Raw genomic sequence first — 16696 nt, forward strand, 5'->3', positions numbered from 1 at the left:
CAAACCATTAGGAGTCGGTTTTTTTGTTCTTCATTAGAATAGTTGTTCGTATATCGAATTAAGGTAACCCTTTTCTATCCTTGTGTCAATCTCGTTATTTGATTTATTACCCTCTATTTATCATCTTTTAGAGTCGGAATTAATTTTTCAATGGTTTGTAATATCATTTGGCACTGTCTATCTGCAGCACCGCTATAGGTTAAAGGCGATAGAATGGCTTTAAGTTCAGCGCTATTGTTATTGGCATCGCTATCTATAGACTGCGCTTCTAATAAAGCTAAGAGTGTCTGCACAAACCCTTTGTGTTCGCTATGCGCTTCTTGGCTGGCTTGCTCTATCAAAGGATAAGCTTGCTGTTGGTTGTGTAAGAAATAGCGCTGCAAAGGCTCAATAAGATAAGCGTCGCTATTTAAATCAAGGTTGGCGGCCATGCGTTCTGGATAGACTTGCAGACCTTGTAGCAAAGTCTTCAGATAGGCTGCTGCACCTGCGACTAAAGCCACTCCCTCGGTTAAAGGTACCCAACTGGCATGCCATTGGCCTAATGCACGCTCAAAAGGTTGAGCCGTTGTATTACTAATCACACTCAGATGGCCATGCATTCTTAAAGTGGCTGTCTTAATTAAGGCACACAATACAGGATTGCGCTTATGGGGCATTGAAGATGATCCGCCCATCCCTTTAATCGCAGGCTCGGCCACTTCACCCAACTCAGACTGACACAGTAATGCGATGTCATCAATGATATTTTCCATCGCGCCTGCACAGGCATCTAATGCGGAAGCGATCGCATGAATCGGTTGCCTATTGGTATGCCAAGGTAATAATGGCAGTGACAAACCAAGTAGTGTGGCGACTTGCTGGGGTAGCTCATACTGCTCATTCTCTGGATCACTGACCCCAACAGGCCCACCCCATTGCAAATAAAAGCCTGATTGCTCTAATTGTGCTAAATTTGGCATCACAGCGATTAATGATGCCGCCCACTGTGATACTTTTACGCCAAAAGTAATCGGTAAGGCTTGTTGCAATAACGTCCTACCCGCCATCGGTGTCGTGCTGTGAGCTTCTATCAATACAGCGCACGCTTGCAGCACATCGATCAAGTCATGATTGATGCGTGTTAGTGCTGGCTTAAGCATCATCATCATCGCGGTATCAACCACATCTTGACTGGTGACTGTTTTATGAAAATAAGGTTTTATTTCTGGAGGTAACAAAGATTTGGCTTGGGCGACAAAAGGAATGGCAGCATTGCCACCCAAATAAGTTTGTGACCCAATCGCCTCAATATCAAATAAATCTATCGTTAATGCTTGCTTAGTTTGCTGTAGAATACCTGTAGGAATGAGGCTATGATGTTCTCTGGCTTCTATGATAGACAGCTCAAAATCCAACATCGCTTGCACAAACAAACGATCAGAAAAATCTTGGGCAATGTCAGGATGTACAAAAGGCTGATTGATTAATTGAGTAATGTGCATTTAAAAACCCTAATTTTAGTCATCATTTATTGGTAATTATTAAACATCATGCATAAAGAACAAGATAAGAAAATACCCTTCGATAGTCCAGACTTTGTGGCCTCTCTTGCAGCAGGTCTAAACGTATTACTGACTTTTGATGAAAGCCACTCTAGCATGACACTGAGCGAAGTCGCCGAACGTGCCAATATAGACAGAGCAAAAGCCCGACGCTATCTATTAACCTTGCACGCGCTTGGTTACGTGCATAAAGACAAGCGCCAATTCAGCTTGACACCGAAGACGTTAAGCATTGGTGCCAGCTATTTGGGCGGCGTACATCATCATGATATTATTCAGTTTTATCTTGAGCGCGTGACTGAGCAGACAGGAGAGTCTTGTTCTTTTGCGGTATTGGATGGCGATGATGTGGTTTATATCGCCCGCTCTGCCGCCAAACATCGCTTATTGTCTATCAGCATCTCAGTTGGCACAAGGCTTCCTGCTGCCTATACCTCGATGGGCCGTGCTATTCTTGCCAACCTGCCTAATGAACAGCTTGAAAGCTATGTCGATAGCGTTGAATTGGTTTCACACACCCCCCACAGCATTACCGATCGCAATCAGTTTCTGCAAGCGCTACAACAAGCAGCAGAGAAGCAATATGCGGTCGTAGATCAAGAGCTGGATACGGGCTTACTGTCTCTAGCACTTCCCGTCTATAAGGCAAACAAGGAACTCATTGGTGCCATTAATATTAGCACTAACGCCTCACGTATTTCCCATGACGCTCTAATGGAGCAGTTTTTGCCCATATTACGGGATTGCGCGGCACAAATCCAAACCTACTATGTTTAAGGGCAGTTTAAGCAAAAAATTTAGTTTAAGCGCAAAATTTAAGTACAAGATTTAAGTACAAGCTAAAAATCACCCTACCTAACTAGCCGCTATTTAATAGTTAAGCATACTGTGGACTTATGAATGAAAAGCCATGTCGACCACCTGTTAATCGCTTAATTTATCATATTAATGAACGCCTAGAGCACAATAACTGACAATAAAAAGTAAGCGTCATCAGACATAAAAAAGCCCTACTCAGCTTATTGCTGAATAGGGCTTTTGGATTCTAAAACCTAAGGTATTTATGAAACGACTTATGATGGCTTAAGCGCCGCACTGATATCTGCCAGTAGTGGCGGGATATCATGCTTATCTGCAATTACTTCTAACATCACTAGTTTGTCTGTCGTTGCAGCCGCTTTTTCAAGGGCAGACTTCAACTCACCAGGCGTTTCTGCTTTGAGAATTAAGCTGTTTTCTTCGGTGGCACCAAAGGCTTTTGGCATTACCTGCCAGTCGCATTTAGGGATGTCATTATAGGGTTGGTTTTCGCCATGAATGGCTCTCTCAACCGTATAGCCGTCATTATTGACCAATACAATCACAGGGTTAATGCGCTCTTTAATCATCACTGCGATCTCTTGTACCGTCAGTAAGGCTGAACCATCCCCAATTAATAACACACTACGCTTGTTCGGCGAGGCAATGGCAGCGCCCAAACTTGCTGGCAGCGTATAACCAATGGACCCCCACATCGGTTGCCCATAAGAGGTCACCCCTTCTGGCAGACGCACATCACTGATACCAAAGTAAGCCGTACCTTGATCAGAGAACACCACGTTATTATGATTTAAGTGATCGGCAATGATATGCCAGAGGTCATCTTGACGAATCGGCTCATCGTCTTTACCGTTTTGCTCGTGCGGCTTCATCTCTTTACAGAACTGCTTGGGTACAATTTCAATACCCGACGTCATGACTTCATGCAATGCTTGCAAAGAGTCCTTTAGCGAAATCGGAGCAAAGTTTCGACCGCTGATAGATGCACGCTCATAATGCAAATCAACCACCACCTCCTCATTGATGTCTTGGCTAAAGCCTGCCGTGGTGGTATCGGTGTAATGCACACCAACTTTTATCAAACATTCGCAGTTCTCTACGGCATCTTTGACGACTGGACGTGACGCCACACCAGCGTAGGTACCAGCCCAACGCTCGCTGTTCTCATCAAGGAGTGTTTTACCCCATGACAGCGTGGTGTAAGGAATGTCGGTGTCAGCAATGAGGGCTTTGAGCTGATTTTGCAGTCCTAAACGATGCACCATCAAATCTGCCATAAGCGTGGTAGTTTTGTTCGGTAAAAACTCTATCAACGCTTGTTTAAAGTCTGTCAAAGCTGCTTGACTGGTGATATCTTCTTGACTGTCATCAAGCTTGGTCGTCGGTGGGTAAATAGGCGTTTTTGCCACATCTGGTGGTAGTAGCAAATAGCCTGGACGATGCTTTTTGAGTATTAAGCGAATGACTCGATCAATCTCTGAGGCAGCATTTTCTGGTGTGATTTTGGCACGCGCCACAGTGACCGGCTCAACCATTTTTATAAAGTGGTTAAACACGCCATCACCAAGCGTATGGTGGATGCGGCGCTTTGAATCTTGTAGCGCTGTGCTGGGTGCACCGACGATATGCAATACTGGCGCGTACTCGGCAAAAGAGCCTGCCGTGGCATTAATCGCTGATAGCTCGCCCACACCAAAGGTCGTCACCATGGCAGCAAACCCACGCTCACGTGCGTAACCATCGGCAGCGTAGCCAGCATCTAGCTCATTGGTATTACCCACCCAGCGCAACTTATCAGAGGCGATAACATTGTCTAAAAACGTTAAGTTAAAATCACCAGGCACACCAAATATCTCAGTCGCACCCGCCTCGGCGATGCGATCGAATAAATAATCAGCGATGGTATATTGTTGAGTCATTTTTCATCCTTTGACTTATCATTATAAGTATTATTGATTGTGAATTTGATTGGGGCTAATTATAAAATGCATACCTGCTCATTTATTTTTTACAAAGCTTTTGGAATATATATTATAAAAAACTGTTATAACATATATTCGTAGCCAGATAATATGCCTATTTTGCTAAATTTTACTTTTTTTCGTGATGGGTGTTGACAGTTCAAAAAAAATGCGTATAATACGCCTTCATCATCTGATGTTACGTAGCTAACAAATAACTTGATGATTCAGCGGGATTAGCTCAGTGGTAGAGCACAACCTTGCCAAGGTTGGGGTCGAGAGTTCGAATCTCTTATCCCGCTCCAAATATCTAAGAAGCCTCACTTAACAGTGAGGCTTTTTTTTGTCTATTTTTCGGGGGTTGCAGAGAATAATTCAAATAATATTCTTAGGCCTAGTTAAGTTTATCTAACATATTAAAAGCTCAAAAATCAGCACCGTGACCAAAACGTGACCATTTCGTGCCCACGCTATAAACACTGATTTCGTAATTGACCCCAACTTACTATTCCCATCTTTATAAAGAACAATGCTAAAAAATATTTTCTTAGCATCATTTCCCCCTTTCAACTGCTCCTGTAAGTTGAGTTCATAGCATGACCAAAACGTGAAAAAGTTAATATTATAAATAAGGCCCTGTAACTTATTTCTCTACGCATCTATTTTAAGTTTTAAAGATCCTCAAGATTCTTCATCATCATCTTTAGTATTTGGCTTATAAACAAACAAGTCACCCACCTGCACGTCCAAAAATTCACATAACTGATCAATAGTGTTGAAATCAATTCTTGATGATTCATCATTATATAGCTTATGCAAGGTTGATTTACTCATCCTGGTTGCTCTTACTACATCCGCCACGCGTAGCTTTTTCTCTGCCAAGATTATAGGAAACCTGGAAATGATCATAAAAAAATACCTCTTTTCGGGTAAAAATGCTTTACATTGAGGTAAAAAGGTAATATAGTACACAAAACGGTTACTAATTACCTTTAAGCGGGTAAATAGTGACCGATATTTCAAAGCTGCATTTTTACAGGTTGATAAAATAATTTTTATTCTATCACTTAATGCGATGACTTAATAACTGAAAAGAGGTAAATACTATGAGTAACACTTATTTAACAACTGATGAACTAGCTGAACTTATCAAATACGATCCGCGTACCATTCGCAATCAACTGAAAGACACTGTATTGATTGAAAACATCCATTACATACGTCCCTTTGGCGGTCGCAAAATTTTGTATGTCTGGGAGCGTATCGAAGAGGATATGTGTAAGCCTGTCATGAGTGCTATTAACGGTATGGCACTTCAATAATATAAGGAGAATTACTATGGCTACTATGCGAGGACGGTTTGGAAAGCTAGTCGTTGACTTCCGCTATTTAGGCAAGCGCTGTCGAGAAAAGACTAGCTTGGAAGACATTCCAGTTAATCGTAAAAAATTAGCGCAAGTAATGAAAAAAATGGAAGCAGAAATAACCTTGGGCATTTTTGACTATGCCGCTTACTTCCCAAAGAGTGAGCGGGCACAGGAAATGATGGCACTGGCTGATAGAGCGGAGGCTTGTATCAGTCGTAATCCAACCTTTAAGCAGTTTTCAGAGATTTGGTATGAGGAGAAGAAGATTGAGTGGCGACCGAGTTATCAGTACAAGGTGCAGACGATCCTTGATAAGTATCTGTTACCTGAGTTTGGTGGCAAAGCGGTACATGCCATAAAAAAACCAGACTTGCTGACCTTCCGTAGCTCCCTCGCCAAAGTTCGTTACGGTAAAGATGGCCAGTCAAATCTGTCAGTATCACGAATCAACGAGATCATGGTACCACTGCGTATGATACTACAAGAAGCAGCCGATCGCTATGAGTTTGAGACGCCTTATAAAAACATCAAGACACTCAAACAAGCTCGTCCAGATGTAAACCCATTTACATTGAGTGAGGTATGGCTGTTTTTAAAGCATGTGCGTGCGGACTATAAGCCCTACTACACTATCCGCTTCTTTACGGGGATGCGTACCAGTGAGATTGATGGGCTGAAATGGGACTGTGTTGATTTTGATCGGCGTGAGATTCGTATTCGCGGTGCATTAGTCAATGGCGAGATGGGTCCGACAAAGACGCTTGGCTCACAGCGTGATATTGCAATGTCGCAGCTGGTATACGACGCCTTACAGGAGCAGAAGCGACGTACCTACGGTAAATCAGAGTTTATCTTCTGTAATAGTCAAGGTAACCCTTTGGAGTATCGTAATGTGAATCGGCGGGTATGGAAACCCACCCTTGCCCTCCTCGGTCTCAAACACAGGCGCGCTTATCAGACTCGGCATACCGCAGTGACACTTTGGCTGGCTGCTGGTGAAAATCCTGAGTGGATAGCTCGGCAGATGGGTCACAGTAGTACTGAGATGCTGTTTCGGGTATATAGCCGCTATGTGCCTGACGTGACTCGCCAAGACGGCTCAGCGATAGATAACTTACTGCTAGCAAGTAAGGAGAAGCTCATAGGCGCATCGAATAGCTCTGAGACTATAGGCTTAACCACAAATGTTCAAACGGACAAGGAGACGTCACAATGAAAATCATCAATTATGACAAACTGTTTGGCGAGTTTAAGCCTGATGGTGCGATTAGTAAGGATGCTAATCAGATTGCTAATGCATTGATGCGTGAGTTTTACGTTCCATCGGGTTATAACCTAGCACGCTTCTTGGGAGTGAAGCACTGCTTTAATAACGATATTGCGATGCGGGTATGGGTGCAGAAGCGCTTAGATGTGAATTTTGACTATATTGTTGAGGATATGAGTGATCAGCTTCACAGGGAGTTTTATAAGCTATTACCGCAGTCTAGTTATAGCGGCTACTAAGGAGAATATGATGAGCGTAAAGCTTCAGCCGAATATGACGCAGAATGCGCGAGATCTAAGAATCTGAACCGCCCCGGTATTGTCGGAGACTCAACATTCTGAGAGAATACGACAATGAAAAGACAAACCTACACTCCTGAGATTAAAGAACGCGCCGTTCGCATGCTGATTGAAGCGTCGAGCGACTATCCTTCTACATGGTCAGCCATTCAGGCCATAGCGTCAAAGATTGGCTGTACGCCTGAGACACTGCGATCCTGGCATAAAAAGCACATAGACCAAACTATTCCCGCCTCAGTACAAGCTCAAAGTGACAAAGAGCGTATCAAAGAACTTGAACGAGAGAATAGAGAACTCAAGCAAGCCAATGAGATTATACGTAAGGCTGCTGCTTTTTTCGCCCAGGCGGAGCTCGACCGTCCACCCAGATAATGGTTCAGTTTATTGATGACTATAGAGGTAGTTATGGGATCGAGCTGATTTGTAGAGTACTACCGATTGCCCCGTCAACCTATCACCGTGCTAAAGACCTAGAGTGCTGCCCTGAAAAGCGTTCACTGCGCAGTCAGCATGACGACTACTATCTCAGCGAGATTAAACGTATTTGGCAGAATAGCAAGTGCCGCTACGGCGCTCGCAAAGTCTGGCAGCAGATGAAAGCTGACGGGTTAAAGGTTGCTCGGTGTACCGTAGAGCGTTTAATGAGCCAGCATGGCCTACAAGGTGTCTGGCGCGGTAAGGGCAGGATTACCACCAACAGCCGTGACGACCAGAAGCGTGCTGATGACTTGGTTAATCGTAACTTTAGCGCTCATCGCCCTAACCAGCTCTGGGTGGCGGACTTCACCTATATCAAGACGACAAGCGGCTGGGTCTATACCGCTTTTATTATTGATGTGTTTGCTCGCGCTATTGTGGGCTGGAAAGTATCGAATCGCATGAATACCGATATGGTGATGGCAGCATTAAATCAAGCAATAGCAGACAGAAACAATCCCAAAGACGTGATTCATCATAGTGATCGAGGGGTTCAGTACTTATCTATTCGCTATACCGATAAGATGACGGACTCTGGCGTGATTGCTTCTGTTGGTACAACAGGCGATTCATACGATAATGCACTGGCTGAAACGGTCAATGGACTCTATAAATCTGAGGTAATTGACTATTTAAAGCAGAACTGGACTGGTGTGAACGATGTTGAACTGGCAACCCTTGAGTGGGTGGATTGGTTTAATAAAACCCGTTTACATGGCACGATTGGATATGTGTCACCCTTTGAGTTTGAAAAGCGGTATTATGATAATTTAATCCTGTCAGGCATTGCTGCCTGACTCAAGTAGATCAGCCTCCGATATAGTCGGGGCGGTTCATGATTTTTTTGATGGGTTGGATGGAGGATGCTTGTCAGGGTAGTACACCACCGTACGACAAGATATCAGATCGTTATTATGCCTTTAAAGACACGGTTATCGATATGGATAACTCACGTGCCAGACCGTCTACTCAATGGGCATCAGAGTACCGCACTCAAATTCAAAATATCATAAAAAGTACAGATGGCTCTTACGTCACTTTTTCACTGCAGCTAAAAAACGCCTACTATCGAAAACAACCTTTAAAAGCCATAGAGATTGGCTATCGCGAGGGAACTGAAGGCGCTCATGCAAAACTAATCTTTGCACCATCTGCAAACGTTCCCGCCATCATTTCAAACTTTAAAGCTCGTAGAGTTGAAGGCATGGGTGGTATGTATGATAGTGGCGCTACTTTTAATGCTAGAGAGATCAGCATTAATTGTGAGCTGTAAGTCATCGCCCCTCAGATAAATGCATAAACAGCTTCTTAATGAGCGCGTATCTTAATTAGGAAGCTGTTTGCTACCAAGATTTGACGCTAAATTGCTATTAAGCTATCAATAAACACCATAAAAAATAAAAAGGACAGCTCGTATGCTACGGAAACAATTGATTGTTTTGTCAGTAATGACAAGCCTTACCCTCAGCGGTTGTAGTAAAAATGAGTCGGTTTCGGATATCGAAAAAACCAACAATGATATCAGTGTCGAAACAACTGAAGCTCCTATAGCGCCTGGGCAAGAAACCATAATATCAGAGGAAGAGAATTTAATTACCCCTGAAGATAAGCCTGATTTGGTTCACTACACAGTACCAGGTGGTGAGTATTCAGAACAATGTGGCTTTAAGAATGAAGCAGGTGACGTAATAGTAAAAGCAGAATATGACTTTTGCGGTGGTTTTAATGAAGGAATGGCTTACCTTCTAAAAAAGAACATGAAGTCTGATTCTGATGGAGGCTATTATATTGGATATGTCAATAGCTCAGGTGAGATAGTTATACCAGTAGATATAGCAGCCGATTACGGTTGGATGTTGGATGCTAGAGATTTCTCTGAAGGATTAGTAGCGGTATTAAAAAAAGATAAATGGGGCTATATGGACAAAAAAGGCAATACCGTAATCTCATTTGAATATGAGACTGCATCTGACTTTTCTAATGGTTTAGCTACTGTATCAAAAGATTATAAGTACGGCGCTATCAATCACAATGGTAAGGAAATTATCACCCTTAAATACGGTCATCTAGGTGAATTTGAAGAAGGTTTGGCGGCGTTTAATGCAGTAGATTCAGATAAACAAGGGTTTATTAACACCAAAGGCAAAGTAATAGTAGATCCAGTTTGGAATCAAGCAATGCCCTTCTCAGAAGGCCTAGCTGCTGTCGCTAAAGGCGATTATGAAAATGCCAAGTGGGGATTTATCGACACTACAGCAAAAGTGGTGATAGAGCCTAAATACGATTATGTTTCTATTGATCCAGGTGGTGACTCACCTGATGTCATTGGCGGCTATTTTAAAAATGGCACTATAGAAGTTTATCAAGAAAATGAGAATGGCCAAGTAACCGCGATTACTATTGATAAAAATGGTAAAGAGCTTAAGCGTAAGAATTATGACTACTTATCAGACGTACTTGAACAGAGCTATAACTAATCACTCAATGAGGCGTAAAAATAGTCTATTTATTTAAAACTTGAGTAAAAATAAATTTGTATATTTGTCTTTTATTCAGCCGAAGATCCCTGTTTTAAAGACTCGGCTAGAATTACCGTTCGTCGGATTACTAATTTTAAGCTAAAACAGCCGCTATAATTTCAAATGTAAATCGCACTTAAACAAAATTTAACTATTAGGAATGTCACTTATGACTTTATACCCTACCTGTCTGCTCCCTGTAACTGCCATAATCAGTTTAACTGCTTTTGCACTACCTGCTCAGGCATACGAAGGTGAATGTAAGCCACCAAAAACGAATTATAGTAGCGTTTCCTGCACCTCTGATGACAACTTATTTGTTGCAGACAATGACAACTATAGACCTCAAGCTTTGTTAAATAGACAAGGCAAAGTGGTAGCAAGTCTAAAAGGCTATGATGTTATCGATCACTGGGGTATCAAGGATGGCGTTTTTGCGGTAATGAAAAACGGTAAAGTCGGCTACATGAATACCCAAGGTAAGCTGGTAGTACCAACTATTTACGATAGTATGCAAGACCCTGATGATAAATACGATGAGACTTGGGCTGAATCACCATCACAAAATCGTATCGTAGTATCCAAAAACGGTAAGTTAGGCATTATCGATACCTCTAATAAGGTCATCATGCCTTTCACTAATAAATACAACTCTATTGAGTCGTTCAGTGAAGGTATGGCTCCAGTAGTATCGAAGTCTTATAAATGGGGCTTTATTGATACCGATGGTAAAGAAGTTATTGCGCCTCAATATGATGCTACTAATGGTCACTTTGGCGGTGTTTATGGTTTCTCTCAGGGTTTAGCTGGTATGAAAAAGGGTGATAAATGGGGCTATATTACTAAAACAGGTAAAGTCGCCATCCCCTTTGTCTATGATGAAATACGTCCGTTTAGCGAAGGTATCGCTGGCGTTTTGAAAGGTGGTAAATGGGGGTTTATTGATGGCGCGAACAAAACCGTGATTCCTTTTAAATATTCAGATGATAATGTTGAGCGCTATAGCGTTAACTATATGGGCGCAAGCTATTTTATTTTTGAAGATAATGTAGCACAAGTGGCCACTATAATCAGAAAACGGTATGTATCAATAAAGCGGATAAGAAGGTGGCTTGTCGATAGATTGGGTTGGCCTTATTGCTAGGAGCAGGTTAACTCAATTTACTTTTCTATATTCTGTATAGTCATTATTCAATGTCAGTTAATACAATTTTATTGTGATTAACATATCAATAATATAATAGACATTTTAAGCATTAAAAGATAAAAAGCTCTTGAAGCTATATTGTGTCAAATGCTGGAGAATAAAAATTTTCAGGTGAGCCAACTAATACTAGGGTTTTTATCTACTAAAATTTAGACTTAAAAAAAACAAAAGGAAAATGCTTATGCAAGTTACTAAGAAAGCAATCATTGGATTAGCTTTATCTGCTTTAAGCTTCACCACTGTGAATGCCACAATCAAAAATGCTGGAGATTTCTTCAATCAAGCGGAAGTAGAGCTTTTTGACATACCAATAGGTGATGGATACCGATCGACAACTTGGTACTCAAAACCGTTTACCGTGGACTCACCTAGTGATCGTAGTAAGAAACCTAGAGTTACGGAGTTTTTCAAGGTAGTTGTCACCATCAAGCTAAATTAAGCGGCTTGTAATCTTTGCTGTTGTTGCTCTTTTACAGGGTTTAGCGTTGTTGGCCCTACAGGCTCGCAGTTCCTCACCTCCTGAGTTCCCCAGCGTATCGGGTTTTCATCTTTAGCGCGCTGCATCGTGAGCAGACGCTTCGCCAGTACTTCCTTATCCTCACCCGTATGGCGCTGATTGGGCGTCACAAAGTTAAGCTGACTGTGCTTATGCTCATTGTTGTACCAGCGCGTGAAGCTCAGCATCCATCGTCTTGCCGCCTCAACGCTTTTAAAGCCTTCGGTGGGCCAATTAGGGCGATACTTGCAGGTTTTAAATAAAGACTCTGCAAACGGGTTGTCATTACTGACACGCGGTCTGCTGTAAGAGGTGAGTACCCCAAGCTCATACGCTTTCATGCGCATGGTTTGAGCTTTCATCGGTGCCCCATTGTCTGAGTGTAGCACCACCCCAGTGTGCAATGCATTCTCACTGATTAAAGTACGCTCAAGCAGCTGAGCTGCCAGTACACCTGACTCGTGGTCATAAACCTCCCAGCCAACAATTTTACGGCTATAGACATCCTCTATCATGTACAAATAATAGAACTGACCCCGTACCGGACTTGGCAGATAGGTGATATCCCAGCAGAACACTTGGCAAGGGCCAGTGGCAGTAAAGGTCTTTGGGGCGCTTGAGGCTTTAGGGGCAAGTGCACGACCGCGGTGAGCCAATTGCTCATGCTGCCTCAGCACCCGATAAAAGGTAGACTCTGAGCCATGATATATCCCCTCATCAAGCAGGGTCGGTACAATTTGGGTGGGCGGCAGACTGGCAAAGCGGGGCTGATTGCACACGGCAATAATGGCGGCTTGTTCAGAGGCGCTCAGTTTATTCTTAGGAGCTTGGCGCACGGCGTCACACCGTTTATCACCATTCACGTGACCTGCGCGGTACCAGCGCCGATAGGTGCGGATGCTAATGCCAACTTCAATACAGGCAAGGTTAAGTCTGGCACCTGATTGATTGGTTTCTTGTATCCATGCGATGTATTGTTTGCGCTCTGGAAGCGAGGTCAGTCGTCCTCGCGCTCCTCCCAAAACGCATCCAGCTTTTTCGCAGTACCAGTAAGGCGGCAGTTTCAGCTAAAGCCTTTTCTTTTCGAGCAAGCTCTCGGGTGAGTTGTTTGATCTGTTTGCGATCGCTCTGCTGCTGACGCTTGTCTTTCAGGCTTTGTTGTTTGCTGCTGCTAAAGCCTTGTAAGGCGTCAGTACGCCACGCTTTGATTTGCTCAACATATAGGCCTTTGCTGCGGCAGTATTCGCTAAGTTCACTCTCGCTTAGGGTGGCCGTCTCTATAATGGTGGCAAGCTTGGTTTCGCTTGACCAGTCATCAGGGGTTTTGTGGTTCGTTGGCATGGGGTGACCTTGTTCTCTAGCTTGGGCACGCCAATTATACAGGGTCTGTAATCCGATGCCTTCACTTCTTGAAACCTCGGCAACACTTAGGCTCAGCGGGGGTAGCAGTTTGCTGAGTATAGCCTGTTTACGTTCTTCGCTATATCGTGGCATGATGTGTCCTCATTGTCCCCTTTGGAATTATTATTTAGGGGTGACAACTATCCTGCCATAGGGGGGTTATGACAATTTTTGTTGAGTCAACAGGATACTATGGTGCTTTTGCTAACCCAGTAACTATAAATTGTTCAGAACCTACCAAATCCTTTATTCACCTATTGAATGACAATAAGAAGATCAGTTTAAAAGAGTCTATGTCTTATCCCGACACTCCTGAAAAAACTTTCGATACGACTTTCAAGAAACGTATAGATAGAGATATAGTTGAGGCAATTTTCTCTCATTATTGTTCATAAGTAGAATATATTTTAAAAAGAACAAGATATATTTAATTGACATTATTCTTTTATTAGTGAAAATTACTAATCTTAACCTTCATACTTACGGTTTTTAATAAAATCTATGCTTTCATTATCAACTATATAGGAGCTAGCTATTTTATATTTAATAAAAGTATTAGTTGAGATTAGTATTTATATTTACTGGTCTCAACTCACTAAATAACTAGATTCAAGTTTTTAAGTTAAAAATTTATATTTTAAGGAAATTTTCAATGCAAGCCAATCACATTTTATCCATATTTGCCCTAGCTAGTCTTGTTACTCTCACGGGTTGCTCTGATAAGACGCCAATAGAGGAAACGACTGATGTCGCTACTCCTGAAGTAGCAACTTCTACAGAAACGGTTGTTGCTGAATCAGATGCCACTACTGAGTCTGTAGCAGAGGTAGAAGTTGTCGAAGTGATTGATGAAAACCCTCCTAAATTTGCTCAAGTCACTGACTACTTAGCACTAGAACCAGAATCCAGTTGGAATTGGGAAAAGCTGGCTAGTATATCTGCTGTTAAAGAGTGGGATCCTAAAACACCTACTAAAGATGAGTATTCACCTGAAAAGAATCAATACTACATTTGGGGCGGTTTAGATGACGTTGGTGGCATGAGAGTTATAGGTACAAAGGCACAACCCGAAATAATAACTATCGGCTCTGGACAGTCAGTAATGGAGGATGAGACGGGTAGTAAAGTTTATAAAGTTGAAGATCTGTTTAGAGCGAGTGAGCTTACTCGGGTAAAGTCAAACTGCGATAAAGGCGAAAACGAGCTTTTCTCACAACAGTTTTATAAATGGGAAAAGCCAGGACATCAGCCACTTTATATCTATTCCATCATAGACCAAGCCAATGCTGGCACCTCAAGCGATGTCGGCATTGCCAAAAGCTTAGCTACCTTTTTTGAGTCTGATTATAGTGACGCGCTTTATGATCTGAGAGCTTCAGATGCTGACTACAACGATGTCACTTGTACGTTTGATCTTTAACGCATCTCAAATCTAAAAAATTAATGGACTAAATTATGAAAGCAAATAAAACAATAGTGACACTCGCTATCGGCGCCCTTATCACTTTATCTGGCTGCGCTGAGAGTCAAACCATGGGCAGTACCGTAGTCAATAGTGTGGGCTCGCTAGTAACAGAAGTAGTCAATGGCACGGTAGAAGGCGTTAGACAAGGATTAGGAGGCGCAGCAACTGCTGCCACTAAAGACAGTAGTACTAGCAACACTCATTCCGCTTTGCCTGCAAACGATATGGTATATCTATTCGGCAGCATGGAAGGAGGTTGCTTAGGAAAAGACATGCCTTTTCAGACATTTGACCAAAGTACGTTGACGTTAGAAGATAGCATTAAAGGCGTGAGTAATGGCTATAATTATTATGTTAAGCCAAGATCAGAATGGCTATCAGAATATCGTGATACGATAAAAAATGTAAGAATATATGAAGGTAATGAATATACACAATATCACGTGATCTTTAAAGATGGTATAAAATATCGTGACCAACCATTAGAAGAGTACATTTTCATGTTCCGTCCTGAATCTTCAGGTTCTGGTGAAATCTTAAAATTCTCGCCAACCGCCAATATCGCTACTATTTGGCCAAATTTTAGGTCTTATAAGATGGAGTATTGGGGTGAAATGATAGATATGGGCGCAACTTATAACCCTAAAAATAAAGCTATCACTTGTCTATTTGACTAAACACCTTTTAATCTTTACAACGTTTGCAGCTTAATTAATCTTAAGCTGTAAATGATTACTATGACTTTATTAGGATTATTTAACGATGTTTATACTAGAATAAGAATATTTTGAGAAACATAATGACCACGGACATCCCAGCTTTTGACTTTCAGATAAAGTTTATAAAATACATCCAGTGGTTGCTGGAGTCTGGCTCATATACCTCAACCTATAAGTTTGCCTTACTCATGTCACTGGTGAACGTTGCGATTGAATCAGGAATTCATGGTAACGAGACATTATTTATCAGCTATGAGCATCTGGCTGAACAGTATATCAAACTTTATTGGAAACAGTCCCTACCTTATACGCATAACCATAGCTCTAATGAAGAAACCGCTTTTATTTTGTCTCAGAATACTGGACGACAAGCTGCTATCATTAATAGTATTGTTGAGCTGCAAGCTAAGCAAGCCAATATCAACAAAGCAAAAGTGCATCATACACAAGAATGGCAAGCCCTCAAAAAATCAGTCGCTCAAACCATCCGCAAATATCCGGCTAAGTTTTTGCAAACCCCTGAAAATATAGAACGTACCTTTTTGTACCATTACGATGACAAGAATAACAAAGGCGTTTTGCTCAATCAGGGGATAGCCTACTGTCTGGCTCATTTTAGTCACATTATCTTTAAATTATGTCAACAATACTGGACTGATTTCGTTCGCAGTAATAAGCACAATCACTTGGTGTTTGATCAAGATACTGATCTAAGACACTTTCTATTTGGTCAATCGCGGCAAGCCTTATCCAGTCTTTTGCCCATGCTAATAGATATACAAGACTGTCAATGCTTTTACTGCGGCAGGCCTTTAAGTAAAGACATGGAGGTCGATCATTTTATCCCTTGGTCAAAGTATCCTAACGACACCGCGCATAACTTTGTGCTCGCCGATCGCCGTTGTAATAATGCTAGAAGAGACTACTTAGCAGATATTCCTTTTTATGAGCGTTGGTTACATCGTAACTCTATCTATCATCAGGAGATCAACAGCTTTGCTATAGGGAAAGGCTTCGTTGCAAACTATAATAAGACTAAGAAGATCAGTGAATGGGCATATAATTTGGCAATCGAAAATGGGGACTTGGTTTGGCAACCGCCAAAACAGCTCGAGATTATCAGTAAAGCAATGCCTAGCTTATCATTATGACAGA

At 42.1% G+C, this 16696-nt stretch carries 16 protein-coding genes, 1 tRNA gene and 1 other annotated feature; of the genes, 13 read left to right on the top strand and 4 right to left on the bottom strand.

The features are described from left to right. Positions 1–113: 113 nt before the first annotated feature. Positions 114–1484, bottom strand: a complete 1371-nt coding sequence (locus JMX03_RS08530; protein ID WP_201596112.1) for a lyase family protein — start codon at positions 1482–1484, stop codon at positions 114–116. 48 nt (positions 1485–1532) lie between these two features. Here JMX03_RS08530 and JMX03_RS08535 point away from each other — a divergent pair, with 48 nt between their 5' ends. Then, positions 1533–2321, top strand: coding sequence for an IclR family transcriptional regulator domain-containing protein (locus JMX03_RS08535; protein WP_201596114.1), 789 nt, complete (start codon positions 1533–1535; stop codon positions 2319–2321). Between the two features lie 296 nt (positions 2322–2617). On the opposite strand, the gene JMX03_RS08540 is transcribed toward JMX03_RS08535, so the two are convergent. Then, positions 2618–4282 carry an alpha-keto acid decarboxylase family protein gene (locus JMX03_RS08540; RefSeq protein ID WP_201596116.1) on the bottom strand — a complete coding sequence of 555 codons (1665 nt, stop codon included), beginning with the start codon at positions 4280–4282 and terminating at the stop codon, positions 2618–2620. A 272-nt stretch (positions 4283–4554) separates the two neighbouring features. Between JMX03_RS08540 and JMX03_RS08545 the strand changes: the two genes are divergently transcribed. Beyond that, positions 4555–4629: transfer RNA gene (locus JMX03_RS08545), tRNA-Gly, on the top strand. 376 nt (positions 4630–5005) lie between these two features. On the opposite strand, the gene JMX03_RS08550 is transcribed toward JMX03_RS08545, so the two are convergent. Then, positions 5006–5233, bottom strand: a complete 228-nt coding sequence (locus tag JMX03_RS08550; protein ID WP_201596118.1) for a helix-turn-helix domain-containing protein — start codon at positions 5231–5233, stop codon at positions 5006–5008. A 197-nt stretch (positions 5234–5430) separates the two neighbouring features. On the opposite strand from JMX03_RS08550, the gene JMX03_RS08555 reads away from it, so the two are divergent. The 8 genes from JMX03_RS08555 to JMX03_RS08590 all read left to right on the top strand — a co-directional run bounded on the left by JMX03_RS08555 (position 5431) and on the right by JMX03_RS08590 (position 11899). Then, entirely contained in the window at positions 5431–5646 is a 216-nt protein-coding gene (locus tag JMX03_RS08555; protein ID WP_201596120.1) for a hypothetical protein, read from the top strand. A gap of 16 nt (positions 5647–5662) precedes the next feature. Continuing rightward, positions 5663–6907, top strand: a complete 1245-nt coding sequence (locus JMX03_RS08560) for a site-specific integrase (protein ID WP_201596122.1) — start codon at positions 5663–5665, stop codon at positions 6905–6907. After that, positions 6904–7197 carry a hypothetical protein gene (locus tag JMX03_RS08565; RefSeq protein WP_201596124.1) on the top strand — a complete coding sequence of 98 codons (294 nt, stop codon included), beginning with the start codon at positions 6904–6906 and terminating at the stop codon, positions 7195–7197. Before JMX03_RS08560 ends, JMX03_RS08565 begins: the two co-directional genes overlap by 4 nt. Before the next feature lie 114 nt (positions 7198–7311). Further along, positions 7312–8531, top strand: a protein-coding gene (locus JMX03_RS08570; RefSeq protein ID WP_406947705.1) for an IS3 family transposase whose coding sequence is annotated in 2 segments (ribosomal slippage) — positions 7312–7588 and positions 7588–8531 — 1221 coding nt in all. Because the reading frame shifts where the segments join, the coding sequence is not laid out codon by codon here. Then, positions 7587–7703 (top strand) — a sequence feature (AL1L pseudoknot). Its footprint overlaps the gene before it by 117 nt. Positions 8532–8569: 38 nt before the next feature. Beyond that, positions 8570–9007, top strand: coding sequence for a hypothetical protein (locus JMX03_RS08575; protein ID WP_201596128.1), 438 nt, complete (start codon positions 8570–8572; stop codon positions 9005–9007). Between the two features lie 142 nt (positions 9008–9149). Continuing rightward, entirely contained in the window at positions 9150–10211 is a 1062-nt protein-coding gene (locus tag JMX03_RS08580) for a WG repeat-containing protein (RefSeq protein ID WP_201596130.1), read from the top strand. Positions 10212–10422: 211 nt separating this feature from the next. Further along, positions 10423–11397 (top strand): WG repeat-containing protein, encoded by a 975-nt coding sequence (locus JMX03_RS08585; RefSeq protein WP_201596132.1) that lies wholly within the window; start codon positions 10423–10425, stop codon positions 11395–11397. Between the two features lie 244 nt (positions 11398–11641). Next, positions 11642–11899 carry a hypothetical protein gene (locus tag JMX03_RS08590; RefSeq protein ID WP_201596134.1) on the top strand — a complete coding sequence of 86 codons (258 nt, stop codon included), beginning with the start codon at positions 11642–11644 and terminating at the stop codon, positions 11897–11899. On the opposite strand, the gene JMX03_RS08595 is transcribed toward JMX03_RS08590, so the two are convergent. Next, a protein-coding gene (locus JMX03_RS08595; protein WP_201596136.1) for an IS3 family transposase occupies positions 11896–13450 on the bottom strand; the annotation gives its coding sequence in 2 pieces (ribosomal slippage) (positions 11896–12994 and positions 12993–13450; 1557 coding nt in all). The two genes, JMX03_RS08590 and JMX03_RS08595, sit on opposite strands and share 4 nt — an antisense overlap. Before the next feature lie 559 nt (positions 13451–14009). Between JMX03_RS08595 and JMX03_RS08600 the strand changes: the two genes are divergently transcribed. From JMX03_RS08600 to JMX03_RS08610, 3 genes are all read left to right on the top strand, one after another. Continuing rightward, entirely contained in the window at positions 14010–14777 is a 768-nt protein-coding gene (locus tag JMX03_RS08600) for a hypothetical protein (RefSeq protein ID WP_201596138.1), read from the top strand. 35 nt (positions 14778–14812) lie between these two features. Then, complete coding sequence (locus JMX03_RS08605; RefSeq protein ID WP_201596140.1) at positions 14813–15499, top strand: hypothetical protein; 687 nt, start codon at positions 14813–14815, stop codon at positions 15497–15499. A 122-nt stretch (positions 15500–15621) separates the two neighbouring features. Continuing rightward, positions 15622–16692: an HNH endonuclease gene (locus JMX03_RS08610; protein ID WP_227695531.1), complete on the top strand. Its 1071-nt coding sequence runs from the start codon at positions 15622–15624 to the stop codon at positions 16690–16692. Positions 16693–16696: the final 4 nt, after the last annotated feature.

Origin of the sequence: Psychrobacter fulvigenes, assembly GCF_904846155.1 — a bacterium.
GTDB lineage: Bacteria > Pseudomonadota > Gammaproteobacteria > Pseudomonadales > Moraxellaceae > Psychrobacter > Psychrobacter fulvigenes.